Annotated in this window: 20 protein-coding genes; 8 read left to right on the top strand and 12 right to left on the bottom strand. The window is 70.8% G+C overall.

What is annotated here, in order from left to right; all coding sequences use genetic code 11:
* Positions 1-72: 72 nt before the first annotated feature.
* The 7 genes from ACFC1T_RS00795 to hemL form a co-directional block, all read right to left on the bottom strand.
* On the bottom strand, positions 73-480 hold the full coding sequence (locus ACFC1T_RS00795; protein ID WP_375881817.1) for a hypothetical protein: 408 nt from the start codon (positions 478-480) through the stop codon (positions 73-75).
* A 121-nt stretch (positions 481-601) separates the two neighbouring features.
* Positions 602-1732 carry a c-type cytochrome biogenesis protein CcsB gene (ccsB, locus tag ACFC1T_RS00790; RefSeq protein ID WP_375881815.1) on the bottom strand — a complete coding sequence of 377 codons (1131 nt, stop codon included), beginning with the start codon at positions 1730-1732 and terminating at the stop codon, positions 602-604.
* A 3-nt stretch (positions 1733-1735) separates the two neighbouring features.
* On the bottom strand, positions 1736-3490 hold the full coding sequence (locus tag ACFC1T_RS00785; RefSeq protein ID WP_375881812.1) for a cytochrome c biogenesis protein ResB: 1755 nt from the start codon (positions 3488-3490) through the stop codon (positions 1736-1738).
* 2 nt (positions 3491-3492) lie between these two features.
* A complete protein-coding gene (locus tag ACFC1T_RS00780; RefSeq protein ID WP_375881810.1) occupies positions 3493-4281 on the bottom strand; it encodes a cytochrome c biogenesis CcdA family protein in 789 nt (262 codons plus the stop codon).
* The gene (locus tag ACFC1T_RS00775; RefSeq protein ID WP_375881807.1) at positions 4278-4883 is read right to left on the bottom strand and encodes a TlpA family protein disulfide reductase; all 606 of its coding nucleotides are present in this window, start codon (positions 4881-4883) and stop codon (positions 4278-4280) included. The genes ACFC1T_RS00780 and ACFC1T_RS00775 overlap by 4 nt, the downstream gene beginning before the upstream one ends.
* 151 nt (positions 4884-5034) lie before the next feature.
* The gene (locus tag ACFC1T_RS00770) at positions 5035-5685 is read right to left on the bottom strand and encodes a histidine phosphatase family protein (protein ID WP_375882339.1); all 651 of its coding nucleotides are present in this window, start codon (positions 5683-5685) and stop codon (positions 5035-5037) included.
* A 64-nt stretch (positions 5686-5749) separates the two neighbouring features.
* A complete protein-coding gene (hemL, locus tag ACFC1T_RS00765; RefSeq protein ID WP_375881805.1) occupies positions 5750-7078 on the bottom strand; it encodes a glutamate-1-semialdehyde 2,1-aminomutase in 1329 nt (442 codons plus the stop codon).
* Positions 7079-7557: 479 nt separating this feature from the next.
* Here hemL and ACFC1T_RS00760 point away from each other — a divergent pair, with 479 nt between their 5' ends.
* The 4 genes from ACFC1T_RS00760 to ACFC1T_RS00745 all read left to right on the top strand — a co-directional run bounded on the left by ACFC1T_RS00760 (position 7558) and on the right by ACFC1T_RS00745 (position 12047).
* The gene (locus ACFC1T_RS00760) at positions 7558-8040 is read left to right on the top strand and encodes a hypothetical protein (RefSeq protein WP_350507657.1); all 483 of its coding nucleotides are present in this window, start codon (positions 7558-7560) and stop codon (positions 8038-8040) included.
* A 145-nt stretch (positions 8041-8185) separates the two neighbouring features.
* The gene (locus ACFC1T_RS00755; protein WP_375881803.1) at positions 8186-9025 is read left to right on the top strand and encodes a vWA domain-containing protein; all 840 of its coding nucleotides are present in this window, start codon (positions 8186-8188) and stop codon (positions 9023-9025) included.
* Positions 9022-9843: a protein phosphatase 2C domain-containing protein gene (locus tag ACFC1T_RS00750; protein ID WP_375881800.1), complete on the top strand. Its 822-nt coding sequence runs from the start codon at positions 9022-9024 to the stop codon at positions 9841-9843. Before ACFC1T_RS00755 ends, ACFC1T_RS00750 begins: the two co-directional genes overlap by 4 nt.
* 8 nt (positions 9844-9851) lie before the next feature.
* Entirely contained in the window at positions 9852-12047 is a 2196-nt protein-coding gene (locus tag ACFC1T_RS00745; RefSeq protein ID WP_375881798.1) for a hypothetical protein, read from the top strand.
* Between the two features lie 44 nt (positions 12048-12091).
* Here ACFC1T_RS00745 and ACFC1T_RS00740 read toward each other — a convergent pair whose 3' ends face one another.
* Together ACFC1T_RS00740 and ACFC1T_RS00735 are read right to left on the bottom strand one after the other, a co-directional pair.
* On the bottom strand, positions 12092-12580 hold the full coding sequence (locus tag ACFC1T_RS00740) for a MarR family winged helix-turn-helix transcriptional regulator (RefSeq protein ID WP_375881795.1): 489 nt from the start codon (positions 12578-12580) through the stop codon (positions 12092-12094).
* 63 nt (positions 12581-12643) lie between these two features.
* Positions 12644-13930: a glycosyltransferase family 39 protein gene (locus ACFC1T_RS00735; RefSeq protein WP_375881793.1), complete on the bottom strand. Its 1287-nt coding sequence runs from the start codon at positions 13928-13930 to the stop codon at positions 12644-12646.
* Positions 13931-14085: 155 nt separating this feature from the next.
* Between ACFC1T_RS00735 and ACFC1T_RS00730 the strand changes: the two genes are divergently transcribed.
* A complete protein-coding gene (locus ACFC1T_RS00730) occupies positions 14086-14673 on the top strand; it encodes a DUF4291 domain-containing protein (RefSeq protein WP_375881791.1) in 588 nt (195 codons plus the stop codon).
* 12 nt (positions 14674-14685) lie between these two features.
* On the opposite strand, the gene ACFC1T_RS00725 is transcribed toward ACFC1T_RS00730, so the two are convergent.
* Together ACFC1T_RS00725 and ACFC1T_RS00720 are read right to left on the bottom strand one after the other, a co-directional pair.
* Complete coding sequence (locus tag ACFC1T_RS00725) at positions 14686-16362, bottom strand: RICIN domain-containing protein (RefSeq protein WP_375881788.1); 1677 nt, start codon at positions 16360-16362, stop codon at positions 14686-14688.
* Between the two features lie 293 nt (positions 16363-16655).
* Complete coding sequence (locus ACFC1T_RS00720) at positions 16656-16895, bottom strand: chaplin (RefSeq protein WP_375881786.1); 240 nt, start codon at positions 16893-16895, stop codon at positions 16656-16658.
* Positions 16896-17465: 570 nt separating this feature from the next.
* Here ACFC1T_RS00720 and ACFC1T_RS00715 point away from each other — a divergent pair.
* From ACFC1T_RS00715 to ACFC1T_RS00705, 3 genes are all read left to right on the top strand, one after another.
* Positions 17466-17708, top strand: coding sequence for a chaplin (locus ACFC1T_RS00715; protein ID WP_375881783.1), 243 nt, complete (start codon positions 17466-17468; stop codon positions 17706-17708).
* A gap of 109 nt (positions 17709-17817) precedes the next feature.
* Positions 17818-18087, top strand: coding sequence for a chaplin (locus ACFC1T_RS00710; RefSeq protein WP_375881781.1), 270 nt, complete (start codon positions 17818-17820; stop codon positions 18085-18087).
* A gap of 148 nt (positions 18088-18235) precedes the next feature.
* Complete coding sequence (locus ACFC1T_RS00705) at positions 18236-18616, top strand: hypothetical protein (protein ID WP_375881779.1); 381 nt, start codon at positions 18236-18238, stop codon at positions 18614-18616.
* Positions 18617-18707: 91 nt separating this feature from the next.
* Here the strand turns inward: ACFC1T_RS00705 and ACFC1T_RS00700 are convergent, their stop codons facing one another.
* Positions 18708-19415, bottom strand: coding sequence for a hypothetical protein (locus ACFC1T_RS00700; protein ID WP_375881776.1), 708 nt, complete (start codon positions 19413-19415; stop codon positions 18708-18710).
* Positions 19416-19587 lie beyond the last annotated feature (172 nt).

Below are 19587 nucleotides of genomic sequence, written 5' to 3'. Positions count from 1 at the left end.
CCGGCGCGTCGAGGTCCGGCGCGTCGAGGTCCGGCGCGAGGTCAGGTGGGCCGGGGTCCGGCGGGCCGGGGGTCAGGCGGCCACCAGCGCGGACGGCCGCCGCCCGGCGTGCATCACGCTGAGGTTGGCCGCCAGCCGGACCGGGTCCTGGGCCAGCCAGAGCCGCAGCGCCGCGCCCAGGGCCGCGCTGGCCGACTCGATCCGGACCTCGGTGATCTGGGCGATCCGGGCCGCGCCGGGCACCAGCAGGTCGGCCAGTGCGGTCGGCAGCCAGACGGTCAGCGCACACGGAGCGGGCGTCGCGAGGGCGCCCAGCAGCCGGTAGGCGTCCCCCGGCGCGCTGAGCGTGGGGATGATGTCCAGCAGAGCGTCGGCCACCACTTCGGACACGTCGCTCCGGTGTCCCTGGGCGAGCCGTCGGAGCAACATGCGCTCGGCGGCGGTGATTCGGACGGTCAGCATGACCTCGTCGCACTCCATTGCGCGATCTCCTCCTCGTTCCTCCCCGTACCGGCACGGACGGCCGGCACGTCGTACCCCTCTTGCACCTCGGCCCGGCGATCTCGTGCGGAAAGCCGGGCCGGTGGGTGCGTGCCTCCGGTCAGATCCCCGCGTACGAGTGCTTGCCGGTGACGAAGATGTTCACGCCGTAGTAGTTGAAGAGCCAGCAGGCGAAGGCGGCCAGCGCCAGGTAGGCGGCCTTGCGGCCCTTCCAGCCGGCCGTCGCGCGGGCGTGCAGGTAGCAGGCGTAGGCGACCCAGGTGATGAACGACCAGGTCTCCTTCGGGTCCCACTCCCAGTACTTGCCCCAGGCGGCCTCGGCCCAGATCGCGCCCGCGATGATGGTGAACGTCCACAGCGGGAAGACCAGGGCGTTGATCCGGTACGACAGCTTGTCGAAGGTGGACGCGGCGGGAAGCCGGCGCCAGATCGAGGGCGAGGTGCCCAGCGGGCCGGTGGTCAGGCCGGCCGCCATCCGCTTGTCGAACGAGTCCTTGCCCAGGTAGAGCAGCGTGGCGATGAACGCCGCGTAGAAGGCGCCGCCGCAGAAGATCGCGGTGGAGACGTGGATCGCCAGCCAGTACGAGTGCAGCGCCGGGACGAGCTGCTCGGAGTCGGTGTACAGCACCTGGGTGGCGATGCCGAGGGTCAGCAGCGCCGCGACGGCGACCGGCAGGCCGAGCCAGCGGACGTTCTTCCGCGCGGCCAGCAGCACCAGGTAGGTGGCGGTCATCGTGAAGGCGAAGGCGCAGGAGAACTCGTACATGTTGCCCCACGGCCAGCGGGACACCGAGAGGCCGCGGGCGACGATGCCGCCGCCGTGCAGCAGCAGCCCGAGGACGGTCAGCGAGACCGCGATCCGGCCGGCCAGGTCGGCCTTCTCGCTGGTGCCGGCCGCGCCCGGGCCGTCCTCCTCGTCCTCGCCGCGCCCGCCGGTGACCACCGTCGCGCCCTCGCCCGCCAGGACGGTGCGGGTCAGCGTGGTGGTGCCGCCCTTCGCCCCGGCCACCGTGACGGTGACCTTCTTGGCGGCCTTGGGCTCCGCCGCGGCGACGGTCTCGGCCAGGTTGCCGGACTGCTCCTTGGAGCGGACGGCGACCGCGCCCTTGCTGCCGAACGTCCACTCGAACATGTGGGCGAACATGGCGATCGTGTAGACCGCCATCGCCGAATAGATCAGCTTGTTGGAGAGGTCGGCCAGCTGTGGGTCGACTCCCGAGGCGAGGTGCACCGTCTACTCCTTGGAGTTCTGGTCGGCAGGGGCTGTGGGGTCTTCTGCTGCGGGGTCTTCCGGCGCTGCGGGGTCTTCCGGAGTCTCGTCGGACTCCTGGTCCGCCTGGTCCTCCTCCGACGCCGGGGCGTCGTCCTGGAGGTCCACCGCGAGTTCGGCCAGCTCCTCGGCGATCTTCGCCGACTCGCTGCGGGCCAGGCCGGCCAGCTCCACCTGGGTGCCGCCGCCCGGCAGGGCCACCGCCCGCACCCAGATCCGGCGGCGCTGGATGAACAGCGAGCCGATCAGGCCGAGGATCGCCAGCACCGCGCCGGTCAGCGCGATCTCGTTGCCGGGGCGGTGCGAGACGTTGAAGCTCGCCCACTGCTTGTAGCCCTCGAAGGTGACGGTGCCGTAGCCGTCCGGCAGGGTCCAGCCCTGGCCGGGCTTGAGCAGGGCCTTGGCCGGCTGGCCGTCCTGCTGCAGCTGGGTGAGCTTGGAGGTGTTCAGCTGGTAGATGTTCTGCGGCAGGCCGGAGTCGGTGCCGAGGTCGCCGGCGAAGGCGTTCAGCACCAGCTCGGGGGCGGCGTCGCCGGGGAACAGCGAGACCGGGCCGGTGCCGGCGAAGCTCAGCGGGGCGGTCGGCAGGAAGAAGCCGGAGAAGCCCAGCTGGGTCTTGTTGCCGTCCGGGCCGACGCCGTAGTCGGAGGCCTTCACCACGCCGGTCGAGGTCAGGTTGGCGTCCTGCGGCAGGAACGGCACGACGTCGTGGTAGACCACGTCGCCCTTGCCGTTCTTCACGGTGATCACCGGGGCGTAGCCGTGGCCGATCAGGAAGACCTTGCTGCCGCCGATCTCCAGCGGGTGGTTGACCTCGATCGTGCCCTTCTTCACCTTCGACTCGTCGCTGCCCTCGTAGTACTCCACGTTCGCGGTGAACTGACGGGCGGCGCCCATCTGGTCACCGGTGTTCTGGAACTTCGAGGTGAAGTTCTCGAGCTTGAGGTAGAAGGGGTCGAGGTCCTGGTTGCCGTAGAACCGGGTGCCGGTGAAGTCGTCGAGCTGGGTGATGGTGTTGGAGTAGCCCTGGCCCTCGACCATCAGCTTGCCGCCGGTGCCGGAGGCCAGGCTGGCCCAGGCGAAGCCGCCGAGCAGCGCGAACAGCGACAGGTGGAACAGCAGGTTGCCGACCTCGCGCAGGTAGCCCTTCTCGGCGGCCACCGAGCCGCCGGACAGGTTCGCCCGGAAGCCGCGCTTGCGCAGCAGCCGGTGGGCGGCCGCGTTCACCTGCTCCGGCTCCGCCCCGGTGCGCCAGACCGCGTACACCGGCATCCTGGTCAGGTTGCGCGGGGCGGCCGGGGGCTGGGAGCGCAGCACGCCGACGAACTGCCAGGTGCGCGGGATGATGCAGCCGGCCAGCGAGACGAACAGCAGGATGTAGATCGCGGAGAACCAGACCGAGCTGTAGACGTCGAACAGCTGGAGCTTCTCGTAGATCGGCGCGACCGCGGTGTGCTGCGCCTTCCAGGTCTGCACCTTGAACTGGTTCTGGCCGTTCTGCGGGATCAGCGAGCCCGGGATGGCGGCCAGCGACAGCAGGAACAGCAGGATCAGGGCGACCCGCATCGAGGTCAGTTGGCGCCACATCCAGCGCGCCCAGCCGAACACCCCTATGCCGGTCGGTCCCTCGGACTCGACCGGCGCGGTGCTGAGCCGTTCGGCGGCGGCGTCGTCGTCCGGCGCCGGGGGCAGCTCGGTATCGGTCGTGGTCTTGCTCACGGTCAGATTCCGATCTGGGAGTCGGCGGTCCAGGACTGCAGTTCGCTCATCCAGGAATCCCAGATCCCGGTGACGAGCAGCAGACCGACCGCGACGAGCATGCCGCCACCGATCCGCATCACGAGCGGGTAGTGCCGCTTGACCCACCCGAAGGCGCCCAGCGCCCGGCGGAAGGCCAGCGCGGCCACGATGAACGGTACGCCGAGGCCCAGGCAGTAGAAGGTCATCAGCAGGGCCCCGCGCGCCGCGTCCGCCTGGTTCAGCGACAGCGTCTGGACGGCCGCCAGGGTCGGGCCGATGCAGGGCGTCCAGCCGACGCCGAACACCATGCCCAGCAGCGGCGCGCCGAGCAGGCCGACGGCCGGGCGGCGGTGCGAGCGCACCTCGCGCATGCTCAGGCCGGGCACCAGGCCCATGAAGGCCAGGCCCATCACCACGGTCAGCGAGCCGAGCACGATCGCGATGGCCCGCTTGTGCTCCTGCAGGGTGTTGCCGAACTGGCCGAACAGCGCCCCGCCGGAGACGAAGACCACGGTGAAGCCGAGGATGAACAGGGTCGCCCCGAGCAGCATCCGGCCGCGCTTGGCGCCGCGGGCGTCCGCGAGGTCGGCGGCGGAGAAGCCCGTCACGTACGACAGGTAGCCGGGCACCAGCGGCAGCACGCAGGGCGAGAAGAACGAGACCAGCCCGGCCGCGAGCGCGACCGGCGCGGCGGCGAGCAGCGCCCCGCTCTGGACCGTGGTGAAGGTGTCGGCCAGCGGGAGGGCGGCGGCGTTCAGCGGCCCACTCACTGCTGCTGCTCCGCGACCACCGGCTGGACGATCGACTCCAGCGCCTCCTGGGTCGTCCCGCCGACGGCGCGGGCGGCCAGCTTGCCGTCGCGGTCGACGACCAGGGTGGTCGGGATGGACTGCGGGTTGAGGCTGCCCTTGGGGAACTTGAGCAGCTGGGTGCCGGCCGGGTCGAAGATGCTCGGGAAGGAGACGCCCTGCTCCTGCTCGAAGCGGACGGCGTTGGTCTTGTCGGTGTCCCGGGTGTTGATGCCCAGGAACTGGACGCCCTTCTCCTTGTACTCGTCCGCGACGGCCTGGAGGTTCTTCGCCTCGGCCCGGCACGGCCCGCACCAGGAGCCCCAGACGTTCAGCACCACGACCTTGCCGCGGTAGTCGGAGAGCTTGACCTGGTTGCCCTCCAGGGTCTCCCCGGAGATGTCCGGCGCGTCCCCGCGCTTGCCGGTGTCCGCCTTCGACAGGTTGGTCCCCTTGACGGTCACGAACCCGACCTGCCCCTCGCTGCTGCTCGACGAGCCCGAGGAGGAACAGCCGGTGAGGACGAGCGCAGCGGCGGCGACTGTGGCGGCGGCTGCGGCGACACGGGGACGGGGGCGCGTCATGGCAGACATGTGAAAAGTTTCGCATGGAGTTCCGGGCGGGTTCGCCGGGGTCCTACCTTGCGCGTTGCACACCCTCTGACCTGCGAAGACTTCGGGCCACCCGACTTTCGTCAGGTGACCCGAAGTCATACTTACGCACCGCTTACGGGCCTCAGGCTCCGAAGCTCTTGCCCACCGGCTTGTCGCCCTTGCGGCCCTTGCCGACCAGGTGCGCGGGCAGCAGGTCACGGGCCGGCTCGCGGTACCCGACCGAGACGATGCTGTCGCCCTCGAAGGTGAAGCTGGTCAGCGAGGCCAGCGAGCACTGCCGGTTGCGCGGGTCGTGCCAGAGCCGGCGGCGCTCCACGAAGGAGCGGAGGATCCAGACCGGCAGCTGGTGGCTGACGCAGACCGCCTCGTGCCCGCGGGCCGCGTCCCGGGCGGCTCCGAGCGCACCCATCATCCGCACCACCTGGTCGAGGTACGGCTCGCCCCAGGAGGGCTTGAACGGGTTGGTCAGGTACTTCCAGTAGCCCGGGTTGCGCAGCGAGCCGTCGCCGACGCCGAAGGTCTTGCCCTCGAAGACGTTCTCCGCCTCGATCAGCCGCGGGTCCACCGCGACCTCCAGGCCGTGCGCCTTGGCGATCGGCTCGGCGGTCTCCTGGGCCCGCTCCAGCGGGGAGGCCACCACGTGGGTGATGTCCCGCCCGGCGAGGTCCTCGGCGACCCGGTCGGCCATCTGACGGCCCAGCTCGGACAGGTGGTAGCCCGGCAGGCGGCCGTACAGCACGCCCTCCGGGTTGTGCACCTCACCGTGGCGCATCACGTGGACGACGGTGATCTCTTTGGCGCTCACTTCTCAACTGCTCCTGTGGTCTGGAGGGGGCTCAGGCCGTGGCGGCGGCAGCGGCGCGGGCCGCGGCCGGCAGCGCGGCGGCGATCCGCTCGATCGCCCGGGCGTCGTGGGTCGCCGAGACGAACCAGGACTCGAAGGCGGACGGCGGCAGGTAGACGCCCTCGGCCAGCATCGCGTGGAAGAAGGCGGTGTAGCGGAACGCCTCCTGGGTCTTCGCCTGGTCGTAGTTCGTGACCTGCGCCTCGGTGAAGAACACCGAGAACATGTTCCCGGCGGTCTGCAGCCGGTGCGCCACGCCCTCCTTGGTGAGCGCCTCGGAGACCAGGCCGGAGATCTCGGCGGAGACCTCGTCCACCGTCGCGTACACCTCGTCGGTGCAGCCGCGCAGCTGGGCCAGGCCGGCCGCGGTGGCGACCGGGTTCCCGGACAGGGTGCCCGCCTGGTAGACCGGGCCGACCGGGGCCAGGTGGGCCATCACGTCGGCCCGGCCGCCGAAGGCCGCGGCCGGGAAGCCGCCGCCCATGACCTTGCCGAAGGTCAGCAGGTCCGGCGCCCAGCCCTCGTGCGCCGCCTCCAGGCCGTACCAGCCGGCCTTGGAGACGCGGAAGCCGGTCATCACCTCGTCGGAGACGAACAGCGCGCCGTTGTCCCGGCAGAGCCGGGCCAGGCCGGCGTTGAAGCCGGGCAGCGGCGGGACGACGCCCATGTTGCCGGGCGAGGCCTCGGTGATCACGCAGGCGATCTCGCCCGGGTGGGCGGCGAAGGCCTGCTCGACGGCGGCCAGGTCGTTGTACGGCAGCACGATGGTGTCGCCGGCCTGGGCGCCGGTGACGCCCGGGGTGTCCGGCAGGCCGAAGGTGGCCACGCCGGAACCGGCGGCGGCCAGCAGCGCGTCCACGTGACCGTGGTAGCAGCCGGCGAACTTGACCACCTTCGCCCGGCCGGTGAAGCCGCGGGCGAGCCGGATCGCGGACATGGTGGCCTCGGTGCCGGAGGAGACCAGGCGGACCTGCTCGACCGGGGCCACCCGGGAGACGATCTCCTCGGCCAGCTCGACCTCGCCCTGACCGGGCGTGCCGAAGGAGGTGCCGCGGGAGACCGCCCGCTGGACGGCCTCGATCACGGCCGGGTTCGCGTGGCCGAGGATCATCGGACCCCACGAGCACACCAGGTCGACGTACTCGCGGCCGTCGGCGTCGGTGAGGTAGGGGCCGGTGCCGGACACCATGAAGCGCGGTGTGCCGCCGACCGCGCGGAAGGCGCGCACCGGGGAGTTGACGCCGCCGGGCGTGACCACGGAGGCGCGATCGAACAGCGACTGGGACTGGGGGGCTTCGTAGGGGTAGCTCACGGGAGACATGGTCTCAAATCGTGTCCTTGGGCTCTGCATGTCCGGCCCGATCATCTGGAACGATGATCCGGGCACCGTTGTCTGTACGGTTGTCCCTGACGGTCGCCCGTGGCGGTGGTGTACGGGCGGGGCCGCTGGTTGTTCCGTCACACGGACCAGTCAGACTGTGTGCACAGAGTGCGCGAGCGCTCCGGTTGTGTACAGGGGTGTGGAGAGGACTGCTGTGTGCCGCTGGTGGGTACGGCCCGCGAGTAGGCACGGCGGCGAATGACGGTAAGGAGCACGGCCGGCGGGACGCCGGACGTGCGGGGGTCTGTCGATTCCGGCGAGTTCCGGTGAGGATGGTCCGAGTGTCCGAGGCGCAGGACGGGTTCGACGAGGCAGCGGGTGGCCCCCGCAGGCCCGCCGAGACCGCACGCGGGGGTACGGGAGCGGGTACGGGTCGTGGTCGTCGCGGCGGCGAGAGGCGGGGTGAGGGACACGTGGGGGTGACGTACAAGTACTTCGGCGCACCGGACCGCGCCACCGCCGCCAGAGTCCCCACCGCCCTCGGCCCGGGCGGGCTGGGACTGGACGCCGGCGAACTCGGCGCGCTGGGGCGGCTCGGCGACCTGATGGAGACCAGCGGCTCCCCCACCGGCCACCTCTCCACCAAGATCAAGCCGGAGACCATGAGCGCCATGGTCCTCACCGGCATCCAGGGCGTCCCCCTGCACCAGGTGCCGCCGCTGGAACTCGTCGTGCTGCACCCCGACTACGCGGTCGTCCAACTCCCGCACAACGTGGTCGAGCCGCTGCGCAAGGCGGACGAGACCGAACTCGGCGCGGCCGCCTTCATCTGGTCCACCGTCCCGGACCGCCGCGGACCGCGCGACGCCTTCGTGATCTACAGCATGCTGCACGAGTGGCAGGACTTCGCCAACCGGCTGCACGATGCCGGGCACCAGCTGTACTGCCTGGTCTGGCCGTAGCCGTCGCAAATCTCCCCAGCGGCCAATATCCCTTTCTGTCCTACGGCGTGTGACGCGCTCCGATACCCTCTGCTCCGACGACGAACGTTCGACGCCACGTCCCATACCCTCGCCTGACCGCCCCTCCATGCCCTGGAGCAGTCGCATGTCGTACACGGCCGAGATCAGCCGCACCAACCCGACGGCCATCATCTTCCTGGTGGACCAGTCCGCGTCCATGAGTGATCCGATCGGCGGCGAGGTACCCAAGAGCAAGGCCGAGGTGGTTTCGGACGCCATCAACCGGCTGCTCACCGAGCTCTCCATCAAGTGCGCCAAGGAGGAGGGGGTTCGCGACTACTTCCACGTCGCGGTCATCGGCTACGGGCACACGTCCGTGGGCTCCGCCTTCAACGGCGATCTCGCGGGCCGGGATCTGGTACCGCTGAGTCAGGTCGCGGACAACCCGTTCCGTGTGGAGACGCGCACCAAGAAGGTGCCGGACGGGGCCGGCGGGCTGGTCGAGACCGAAACCAAGTTCCCCGTGTGGATGGCGCCCGTCGCCAACGGCGGAACGCCGATGAGTCGGGCGCTCAAGTACGCCGACCAGTTGGTCACCCGGTGGATCGAGGAGCACCCCGGCGGTTTTCCGCCGATCGTACTCAACCTCTCCGATGGGGAGTCCACCGACGGGGACCCCACCTCGACGGCGATCGACATCGCTTCCCAGGCCACCGCGGACGGTGCCGCACTCCTGTTCAACCTTCATGTCTCGGGTGCCGGTGGACTGCCCGTCACCTTCCCGGACACCGACGCCGCCCTCCCGGACCAGCACTCCCGGCTTCTCTTCACGATGTCCAGCGTGCTTCCCAGCCACATGCGGTCGTACGCGGCATCCCAGGGCTACCAGGTCAGCGAGGCGACCAGGGGCTTCGTCTACAACGCGGACATCACCTCCGTCGTCCAGTTCCTCGACATCGGCACCCGGGCGACCGAGCTCCGGTGACGCGTCGGCAGATCTTCGTCACCCATCTGCTGGTCCCCAAGCAGGGCAACAGCGAGATCGAGTGCGAGGACGCGCTCGCGGTCCGACCGGACACCGCCAGCGAGGAGGCGGTGTCCGGCGACCGGCTGATCGCCGCGGTGTCAGACGGTGCGTCGGAGAGCGCGCTGGCGAAGGACTGGTCGAAGATGCTGGCTCGTGGGCTCGTCGACCGGGCCCACCTCGACCCGTCTGTCCTGGCTGGCTCCCGGGAGGCGCTCACCGCCCTGGCGGCAGATCTGGTGAACAACTGGGAATCCCACTTGGAGCGTTACATCGATGATCGCGCCCGGGGCGGGAAACCGGTGCAGTGGTACGAGGAGGCCAAGTTTGAGCGGGGTGCCTTCGCCACCTTCCTGGCAGTCCAAGTGGAACGCACGGCCGACGACGAGTACGGCTGGCAGGCCGCGGCACTGGGCGACAGCTGCCTCTTCCACGTCAGGGACGGGGAACTGCTCGCAGCCTTCCCACTCACCGACCGAAGGGAATTCGGCACCACGCCCAATCTGTTCGGCAGTCGGAACCGCGACTTCGAACTGATCGCCACTCGTACGCAGTTCGCCCGCGGAACCCTCCAGGAGGGCGACGACCTCTTCCTGGCGACCGATGCCATGGCTGCCTGGATCCTTGGCCTCGAATCTGAACTTCCCGTGGAAATCGGCAGGTTGACCGACCACACTCGACAGAACGATCTCACGGGCTTCAAGAAGTGGGTCACCTCGCTGCGGACGTCCGGCCGGCTCCACAACGACGACGTCGCCCTGATCCACATCGACGCATAGAGGGTGAGTTGAGCGTGGCGCGATCTCATGCCGCCGGTCCGAAACGGACGTTCCCTACCGGTGGCGACTATGCGACCGCACTGCAGACCCCCCGTCTGTGCTTCCGGGATCCCGAGCTGGCCAGCTCGACACCCACACTCACCAAGCTCGGGCTGCCCCGGGCCAATTCCGGGAACTTCGCGAGCGTCTTCTCCGTCAGCTCGACCACCGGGCGGCGGTACGCGCTGAAGTGCTTCACCCGCGAGGTCGGCGATCAGGAGAACCGCTTCCACGCGATCAGCGACAAGCTCGGCGGAATGGCCGACGCCTCACTGTCCCAGCCCTGGAAGATGGGGTTCGAGTACCTGCCCGACGGCATCCTGGTCAACAACGATCGCTACCCGATCCTCAAGATGCAGTGGGTCGAAGGCATCACCCTGTCGGCTTGGCTGGAGACCCATTTCACCGACCGGGCGGCCGTGGGCGCACTCGCGGACCGGTTCACCGGCCTGGTCGCCGACCTCACGACCGCCGGCATCGCCCACGGAGACCTCCAGCACGGTAACCTCCTGGTCGCCAAGGACGGGACGTTCCGACTGGTCGACTACGACGGCATGTTTGTCCCGGCCCTCAAGGGGCTTCCGGGCACCGAGAACGGCCATCGCAACTACCAGCCCCCCAACCGCTCGGCCGGTGACTTCGGGCCCGGCATGGACCGCTTCTCCGCGTGGGTGATCTACCTGTCGCTGTTCGCACTGTCCGTCGAACCCGCCCTCTGGCACCAGCTCCACGAGGACGGCGGCGAGTACCTGCTGCTGTCCGAGGACGACTTCAAGAACCCGGCCAACTCCAGCCGGTTCCCTGCCCTGGTCCACCACGGAGACCGCGCCGTGCGCGAACTCGCCGAACGCGTACAGATGTTGGCCGGTCTGCCACTCTCGACGCTGCCGGACCTCAGCACCCTCGGTCGGCCCACGAGCACCGTAGGCCCTCCCCCCAAGGTGCCCTCGCCCAGAGGCCCGCTACCGGGGTGGATGAAAGACCATGTCGCACCCGCCGCCGGAGCCGCAGCTGCACCGCCCACACCGCCACACACCGCACCGGGCGGCTCGCAGGCGCCCATCACGGCGACAGGCTTCGCCCGGCGCCGCCTGGTGGACGTGCTGGCAGCCGTCCTTCTGCCGATCGGTGTCCTCGCCCCCGTGCTGTTGTTCTTCACCCATGTCCTGCTGCCGGTCGGCATCGTCTGCGCTGCGGTGTCCGCCCTGTTCGTCCGGCAGGCTCGTCGCTCCCGCCCTGAGGTCCGGGAAGCCGCGGCTCTGCGCCGGGCGCTCGATCGGCTGGAAGCAGAAGCCCGACACCAGGCGGAGACCCTCGCCCGCATCGACCAACACCGAGCCGGACTCGACCGGGACGAGGCGGCGCTCCCGGCCCTGCGCCAGGCCGGACAACAGCGGCTGGACAGGGCGCTCCAGCAGCAGCACGCCGGAGTCGAAGCCGACGCGGCGGGGCGGCGCAGAACACTCGAACAGCAGTTGGCGCAACTCTCGGGCGCGCAACAGTCCGAGCTCCAACAGGCACTGAACGCCCTGCGCGCGCAGGTGGTGCACGAGCGGCTGCGAGGAAAGAGGATCAGCGCCGCACAGCTGCACCAGTTCGGCCCCAAGACGGTGGGGGAACTCGCGGCGTACGGCATCGTGACCGCCGCCGACTTCACCGGGATCAAACTCGTCTCCACCAGCGGCGGTTACGGGTCGGTGACCGCATACATCATCCGTCCGAACGGACAGCAGGTGAAGGTTCGCGGCGTCGGCCCACAGAAGGCGCAGACCCTCGAAGCCTGGCGCGAGCGCTGCGGGACCGCAGCCCTTGGCCGCGCCCCGATGACCCTCGGACAGCAGCGACACAAGGAGATCACCGCGCGCTACACGAGCCAGCGCAACGGAATCACCCAGGCTCTCCAGGATCTGACCAGCGCGACCCAGCGACTCAAGGATGAAGCGACCAGGAGGATCGCCGGCGAGCGACAGAACCTGCTGGTGGAACACCAGAAGCGGGCCGAGGGGCTGAAACGAGCGCGGCTGGATCTCGACCGGGAAGCTTCGGCCACTCAAGCTGGCGGCATCGACCAGTCCCGCCTCGCGGCCGCACATCAAGCGGCCGAGACACACCGCCGCGCGGTGGCCGGACATCGGTACGTCCGGTTCCTCTACACCGGCGTCTGAGCCGTGGCGGGATCCGGTCAGCGTGGATCGGCTCCCCGGGCGGGTCAGCCGCGGGAGCGGCGGGCCCGTCGGACGGTGCGTTCGCTCTCGACCGGCTCCGCCAGGTGCCCGTCCACCAGGCGGGACAGGGCCGAGACGAAGACCTCCTGCTCGGGCCGCGGCAGCGCCTCCAGCACCTCCCGGTGGACCCGGTCGGCGATCGCGGTGCCCTGCTCGACGGCGCGTTCGCCCGCCTCGGTGACCGAGATGATCCGCGCCCGGCGGTCGGTGGCGGACGGGCGGCGCTCGGCCAGGCCCGCCTTCTCCAGCTCGTCGACGGTGACCACCATGGTGGTCTTGTCGAGGTCCGCCAGCTCGGCCAGCTGGATCTGGGTGCGCTCGGTCTCCTGCGCGTGGAACAGCACGCCGTACGCGCGCGGGGTGATCCCGAGCTCGGTGAAGGCGGCCGCCATCCGAGTCGCCAGCACGTGGCTCGCGTGGTCCAGCAGGCCGGAGATGTCGCGGATCTGGCGCACGGGCGGGGTCGTCGTCATACGTCCGAGATTAGCAACGGCCCGTCTGCTGCCGGATGATCCCGTAGCCAACCAACATCGGGGTTACGGGATACCCAACTCGAACAGCGCATAGCCCGCGTACCAGCCCGCCGCGATCACCGGCATCGCGAACAGCCCGATCAGCGAGGAGGTCCGCACCTTGCGCAGCGCCACCGCCAGGCCGATGCACAGCGGGAAGGCCGGCAGCAGGTAGCGGGAGATGTTGCCGAAGATCTGGTTGCTGCTCAGCGCCGTGAAGACGGTCAGCGCGGTGAAGACCCACAGCACCAGCGGCGGACGGGCCCGCGCCAGCAGCACCAGCAGGCCGGGCAGGGCGATCAGCAGGGCGATCGCGATCAGGTCCGGCACCGGATTGGACTGCCAGAAGTCCCAGTGGCCGGTGATCACGTCCATCACCGTGCGCACGGTGGAGGCGCCGAAGTCGAAGTAGCGGTTCCAGGCGCCGCGCTGGAGCTTGAAGTAGCCGCCCCAGTCGCCCATCCGCCAGCCCACCCAGGCGACGTAGCCGAACAGGCCCCACGGGGTGATCAGCATCGCGGTCAGCGGGCGGGCCACCCCGTCGGTGCGGCGCACCAGGGCGACCAGCGCGGCGATCGACACCGCCGCGATCAGCGCGGCCGCCGTCGGCCGGTTCAGGCCCGCGACCAGGGCCAGCAGCCCGGCCGCGAGCCAGCGGCGGGTCATCACGCAGTAGCAGGCCCAGGCGGACAGCGCGACGAACAGCGAGTCCGAGTAGACCGCCCACTCCACGCCCGAGCCCGGGAACAGGCCCCAGACCACCGCGGCGATCACACCGGCCCGGAACCCCGCGAGCCGCTCCGCGATAGCGAAGATCCCGGCCGCGGCGACCAGCGAGGCGAGCACCGAGACCGCTATCCCGGAGCCGTACGGGCCGAGGCCGGTGACCGCGCCGACCAGCCGCATCAGCCACGGGTAGAGCGGGAAGAAGGCGGAGGAGTTCTCGTAGTAGGTGGCCAGCGGGAACCCGTGCAGCTCGATCAGCTGCGGGTCGTAGCCGTTCTCGGCGATCCGCTGGTACCAGACGCCGTCCCAGGTGCCCAGCACGTCCCAGGAGTGGGCGCCGCCGCCCCGGCCGGGCTGCTTCTTCAAGTAGTCGCCGGTGTGCTCCAGCAGCATCAGGAACACGGTCAGGCCGATCGCCTTGACCACCGCGTACGCGCCCAGCGCGGGCGCGAAGCGGTCCACCAGCGCCATGAACCGGCCGGGCGTACGGTCCGCCCGCTCCTCGACCGGCTCCCCCGGCCCGGCCACCGGAGCGGCGCTGGACGGTTCGGTGCTGGACGACTCGGTGCTCGATGCCGTGCTCATCTGCTCTGGGTACTCCCCGCCCCGCTCATGGTGCGCGCGGCTCCGGCGCAACGACGTTCCGGAGAGCCTACGGCACACCCCCGCACCCCACCCCGCCCCCGCCCACCCCGGAAAACCCGTGGCGCCCGGCCGCCGCCGCCCCCGACGATGCCCGCATGCCGCTCCAGCCGCCGAAGCACCAGATCCGGGCGCTCCACACCGCTGACACCCTCACCGTCTACCAGGCCTTCCCGCCGGCGATCGCCGAACCGGCGGCGGCCGAGGGGCGGTTCCCGGAGGCGTTCCAGCGGGACCGGATGACCTGGATCAAGCCCTCGTTCCTCTGGATGATGCACCGCAGCGACTGGGGCCGGAGCCCCGGCCAGGAGCGGGTGCTGGCCCTGGAGATCAGCCGCGAGGGCTTCGACTGGGCGCTGGAGCGGGCCGTGCTGAGCGGCTACACCGGGCGGGTGCACGCCTCGCAGGCGGCCTGGAAGCGGGAGCTGCGGCAGAGCCCGGTGCGGGTGCAGTGGGATCCGGAGCGCGGGCCGGACCTGCGGGCGCTGGAGTGGCGGACGATCCAGGTCGGGCTGCGCGGCGAGGCGGTGCGGCGCTACGCGGACGAGTGGATCCGGGGCATCACGGACGTCACGGCGCTGGCGGACCGGGTGCGGCGGGAGCGGGATGCCGCGCTGTTGCCGGTGGAGACGGCCTACCCGCTGGGTGCGGCCGCCGCCGCCCGGGTGGGGGCGGCGGCGGGCTGAGGTCGGCTGGGGTCAGCTGTGGAGGTAGACGATGCCGAGTTTGGTGAGCTGCCAGAGCTGGGTGGGGGCGCCGGTGTCGGTGGCGAGTTCGACGTAGGGGTTGCCCTTGGCGTCGAGGGTGGTGCCGGCTGCCAGGACCTTGGTCGGGTCCGCCGAGTCGGCGATCCTGTAGTTGCCGTTGCCGGCCGGCGTGAACACCCAGTGCTGGTTGGCGCCGCCGTTGCAGCCCCACTGCTGGATCCGGGTGCCGGGGGCGGTGGAGGCAGCGTTGGCGTCCAGGCACATGCCGCGGTTGCCGCTGAAGTCCAGCTCGTAGCTGCCGCCGGCCTTCGCCTCCAGGACGAAGGACTGGTTCAGTCCGCCGGTCGCCGGGTAGCTGATGGCGGCCCGGCCGTTGGTGGAGTCGCCGTAGCTGCCGCCGCCGGTGAGGTCGAGGGCGTTGCCGGTGGCCGCGTTGGTGAGCTGGTACCAGGAGCCGTCCTCGGGGGTGTCACCGAAGGGCTTGCCGGGGGTGAGCGGCTGGATCGAGGTGGTGTTCTGCTGGTTGAGGGTGCAGTACGCCTCCGTCTGGTCCGGCTTGGCGAAGAACTGGCCGAGGCAGACGCCCTCGCCGCGGTAGCCGGCCACCCGCAGGTGGTACGACTGGCGGACCATGTTCATGCACAGCCCGGGGATGCCGATCTGCGAGTCGCAGCCGTTGCGGGCCCACTCGGAGAGGTTGATGACGTCCCCGTTGCTGTACTCGTACGGCGAACTCGTCCACTCCGCGCACACCTCGTGCCCGAAGGCGACCCGCCGCTGGTCCAAGTACCGGACGCCGGGCACCTGTTCGGCCGCGCCGCGGAGCGCGTCGCTGAGCGTGGGGACCACCAGGTTGTGGCCCCAGGCGAGGTCCTCGGGGAAGGCCGGGCAGCCGTCGGCGATCTTGCCGAGGTAGTCGTTGCGCCGGATGTCCGGGGTGATCGGGTTGAAGTACGACTGGTAGACCAGCTGGTACGAGGAGTCGGCGTAGCCGGCCCGGCGCATGGTCTGCCGGATGTTCTGCAGCGCGGCGACCACCTTGGGCTGGACCGCCTTGGCCCGCCGGCGGATCTCGTCGCTGCCGATGGTGTCCCGGCAGCCCTGGTCCTTGGGGATCGGGAAGTACTGCGCGAGGCAGTGCATCATGATGCCGCTGAAGTCGAAGTCGTCGTTGGCGCCGATGGTGACGACGACCATCTTGACGTCGTACTTGGCCGCCGTGTCGGCGAGTTTGACGTCCTGTTTGGGCTCGCCGAAGTCGCCGCTGCCACCGCCGGTGATCTTGGCCAGTTCGGGGTCGCTGACCAGGTCGCCGGTCTGGGCGCCGGAGCAGGCCAGGTCGATCGGGGTGACCCCGGGGATGTCGGTGGTGAAGATCTCCGACTTGGGGTGCCGGTGGCAGTAGTTGGTGGAGGTGTCGGTCTCCGGGAAGTAGCCGTCGTTGGTGTCGGTGCCGGCGCCCTCCCCGGAGATGGCGCTGTCGCCGAGGGCGACGATCGCGGCCGGGCGGGTGGGCGCCGGGGCGGGGGCCGGGGCGCTGTCGGCGAACGCGGCGGGGGCGCCGGCCAGGCCGAGGGTGGCGACGAGGACGCCGGTGGCGAGCAGTGCGGCGGACCGGGACGAGCCCGTTCGCGCCCGCCGCGCAGCGGGGGTGCGGAACCTGATCACACGCGACTCCTTGCGGGGGTGGGGGCCGCCCGGCCCGGGGCGCCGGGCGGTGCGGGGCAAGAGAGGTGCCGAAAAGGTGAGCAGGTCTCACATTCTAGGTACTGACAAGTAGTGCAACAAGGCTCGTGACAACACCGGGAAACCGCCCCCGGAACGGTGGCGGCACGGGAGGGCACGAGCGGACCCGGGAGAACCCGGGAGGACCCGGGAGGACCCGAAAAAAGAGCCGCCGTTCCGCGCCCCAGGAGGGAAGCACGGAACGGCGGCTCTCACCGGCCGAACCGGGGGTGGGTTCAGCCCACGTTGGCGCAGTGGTTGCCGAACGCCGGGTTCAGCAGACCCACGACGTCGATGCTGTTGCCGCACAGGTTGACGGGAACGTGCACCGGGATCTGGATCTGGTTGCCCGAGATGACGCCGGGGGAACCCGCAGCGACACCCTCGGCGCCGGAGCTGGCCATGGCGGTGCCGGCGCCGGCGGCCACGATGCCCACCACGGCCGCGCCGACGGCGGCGGTCTTCTTGATGCTCATGCGAGCCTCCTGACTGTTCATACAGAGATGCACGGGGAGTGCGACATCTAGAACGACACCCGTCCGGAGCGGTTGCGACGGTGTCCGCACTGTCACCCGTCTGGAGCAATCCGGCCGCCGACCGGCATTCGGGTGATCACCGGACCGGACCGTTTCCCCTCGCGCGCTGCCTCGTTCTCCCTCACGAAGACGATCCACCAGGCCCTGCTCACACGAATCGAGTACCGCCCATGCGCAGCTCGCCCACGGCCACGTCGGCACCGCGGCCCACGGCGGGCCGGTCGACGTGGCGGGCCCCCCAGAACCCGGCGTTCGGCGACACCGCCTGAACGCCTGACCGGGAATTCCCGGTCGCACCTCTGTCCGGACCGTTCCCGGCCGTGCGGGAAATGTTCGCGAGGTACCGGAAGAACGCGGCGGCTGCGTCGACGCCCGAGCCACGGGCGCAACACGCCGGTGTGCGCCGCCGGAGTGACAAACACGGCAATCCCTGAACCGTTCGGGTGAGTATTCGTGCTCGCCCGTTTCCCGACATTCCCCTTGCGTCGGGCAGAAATCGGAGGAACAGACATGCGTAACCTCAAGAAGGCCGCCATCCTGTCGCTGGCCACCACCGGCCTGGTGCTCGGTGCCGCGGGCGGCGCGTTCGCCAGCTCGGGCGCCCAGGGTGTGGCCGCCGGCTCCCCCGGCGTGCTCTCCGGCAACCAGATCCAGGTGCCGATCCACATCCCGCTGAACGTCTGCGGCAACACCATCAACGTGATCGGCCTGCTGAACCCGGCGTTCGGCAACTCCTGCGCCAACGTCGGCTGAACCCGCGGTCGCCGACCCGGCGACAGCTGATTCACCGAGCCCGTGCCGCGCCCCGCAGCGCCGGGGCGCGGCACGCTCCACCCGTGTGTGATCGAGGAGATCAACCCCCATGCAGAACGTGAAGAAGGTCGCCGTCCTCTCCGCCGCCGCTGCCGGCCTGGTGATGGGCGCGGCGGGCTCCGCCGCCGCCAGCTCGGGCGCCGAGGGCGTGGCCGCCGGCTCCCCGGGTGTCGCCTCCGGCAACCAGATCCAGGTCCCGGTGCACATCCCGATCAACCTGTGCGGCAACTCCATCAACGTGATCGGCCTGCTGAACCCGGCCTTCGGCAACAGCTGCGCCAACGTCGAGATGCACCCGCAGCCCGCGGACGACTGCTGATCCCCGATCGGCACGCGTTTCGGCCGTCCTGCCCCCCGACCAGCCGGCCGGGGGGCAGTTCGGTTTCTCCGGACGGGACGTCCGGATGCTCAGGGCCCTCCCTCGGGTTCCGCCGGGCCGGGCCGCACTCCACCGAAGGGTGAACCGCATGGTTTCGAAGAAGGGCGGGGCCGGGCTGGCCGCCGCCGTGGGCGCCGTGGTGCTGCTCGGCGCGGGTTCGGCGCAGGCCGCTCCCGCCGCCGGGCAGGAGCCCGCCGCGGGCCCGGCCACGCTGGCGAAGACCGACGTCGGGCAGGCGCTGAACGGGACGACGGCCGGCCTCGGCTACGGCGTCGCGCCGATCAAGAGCCTGCGCCTGGACCCGTGGGCCAACTCCTCGGCCGACGTGCTCAACAACGGGGCGACCGTCCGGCCGGACCAGGGCCTGGCCCCGGTGGGCACCGGCACGCTGACCGGACCGCTGAGCGCGGGCGGCGGGGTCAAGGACCTCCCGCTGGTGGGCGGGCTCTCCGGCGTCCTGCCGGGCTGACCGCGGACGCGCCGGAGCCCGGCACCCCTCCTGGTGGCCAGGGGTGCCGGGCTCCGGCGCGCCGGGCTCGGAGCCAGGCGCAGCGCTGGCCTCAGAGCTGGGTGAGGTCGGCCAGGCCGCTCTGCTGGACGAGGCCGGTGACGGTCGAGGTCGCCGTGCCGGTCGCGTCGGTCTGCCCCAGGACGCCGGTGGCGGTGGCGGTGGTGGTGTTGGCCAGGTCGTTCGCCTCGTCGGTGACGGAGAGCCGGCTCTCGTCGCCGCCCAGGCTCGCGGTGGCCCCGGGGACGGTCTGCACGGCGCCGGGCACCAGGTGCGGGTCCACCTCGTCCACCCGGAGCCGGCCGTCGGCCAGCTGGCCGGTGCCGTCGTGCACCAGGGAGAGCGGCTTGCCCACGTCCAGGCCGGGGGTCTTGGCCTGGAGCGGCGCGGCCGGGGCCTCCAGCAGCACCTCACCGAGGTCGGCACCCTGGTCGACCAGCGGCAGCGGCAGCTGGGCCTTGGCGCTCGGGCCGACCTTGCCGGTGGCCAGCTGGGGCACCAGGTGGTCCGGGAGCAGCCCGTTGTCGGTGGTCCGGCCGGCCACCGGCGGCATGAGCAGGGAGGTGGGGATGCCGGCCGTGACGTGGCTGCCCAGCGGGGTGAGCGGTACGTCCGCCGGGACCTGCTGGGTGGCCAGCTTGTCCTCCAGGGCTCCGACCTGGTCGGGGCTGACCGGGGCGGCGGAGGCCGCTCCCTGGGAGGCGAGCACGCCCGCACCGACCGCCAACAGCATCGCGCCGGCCCGCTTGGAGAACTTCATGCTTTTCACCGTTCCTTCGGGGAGGGCTGCGGGGCCGCAGCCGGAAAGCAATCTGCGCAACGAGTGACCAGGAGTTCGGATTGCGGGCGTTAACCGATTCGGCGTAATAATCCGACCGGAAACCACCCTCGGACGCGCCTCCCGGACTCTTTTCAAAAATCCCCGTAACCTT

Source organism: Kitasatospora sp. NPDC056076, assembly GCF_042266305.1.
Taxonomy (GTDB): Bacteria; Actinomycetota; Actinomycetes; order Streptomycetales; family Streptomycetaceae; genus Kitasatospora.
This window is presented reverse-complemented; position numbering and strand designations above follow the sequence as displayed.

What these genes read in the sequence shown, in the direction of transcription:
- ACFC1T_RS00795 (WP_375881817.1), bottom strand. Translation starts at nt 480, where the DNA reads ATGGAGTGCGACGAGGTCATGCTGACCGTCCGAATCACCGCCGCCGAG.
- ACFC1T_RS00775 (WP_375881807.1), bottom strand. Translation starts at nt 4,883, where the DNA reads ATGACGCGCCCCCGTCCCCGTGTCGCCGCAGCCGCCGCCACAGTCGCC.
- ACFC1T_RS00770 (WP_375882339.1), bottom strand. Translation starts at nt 5,685, where the DNA reads ATGCGCCACGGTGAGGTGCACAACCCGGAGGGCGTGCTGTACGGCCGC.
- hemL (WP_375881805.1), bottom strand. Translation starts at nt 7,078, where the DNA reads ATGTCTCCCGTGAGCTACCCCTACGAAGCCCCCCAGTCCCAGTCGCTG.
- ACFC1T_RS00755 (WP_375881803.1), top strand. Translation starts at nt 8,186, where the DNA reads ATGTCGTACACGGCCGAGATCAGCCGCACCAACCCGACGGCCATCATC.
- ACFC1T_RS00740 (WP_375881795.1), bottom strand. Translation starts at nt 12,580, where the DNA reads ATGACGACGACCCCGCCCGTGCGCCAGATCCGCGACATCTCCGGCCTG.
- ACFC1T_RS00735 (WP_375881793.1), bottom strand. Translation starts at nt 13,930, where the DNA reads ATGAGCACGGCATCGAGCACCGAGTCGTCCAGCACCGAACCGTCCAGC.
- ACFC1T_RS00730 (WP_375881791.1), top strand. Translation starts at nt 14,086, where the DNA reads ATGCCGCTCCAGCCGCCGAAGCACCAGATCCGGGCGCTCCACACCGCT.
- ACFC1T_RS00720 (WP_375881786.1), bottom strand. Translation starts at nt 16,895, where the DNA reads ATGAGCATCAAGAAGACCGCCGCCGTCGGCGCGGCCGTGGTGGGCATC.
- ACFC1T_RS00715 (WP_375881783.1), top strand. Translation starts at nt 17,466, where the DNA reads ATGCGTAACCTCAAGAAGGCCGCCATCCTGTCGCTGGCCACCACCGGC.
- ACFC1T_RS00710 (WP_375881781.1), top strand. Translation starts at nt 17,818, where the DNA reads ATGCAGAACGTGAAGAAGGTCGCCGTCCTCTCCGCCGCCGCTGCCGGC.
- ACFC1T_RS00705 (WP_375881779.1), top strand. Translation starts at nt 18,236, where the DNA reads ATGGTTTCGAAGAAGGGCGGGGCCGGGCTGGCCGCCGCCGTGGGCGCC.
- ACFC1T_RS00700 (WP_375881776.1), bottom strand. Translation starts at nt 19,415, where the DNA reads ATGAAGTTCTCCAAGCGGGCCGGCGCGATGCTGTTGGCGGTCGGTGCG.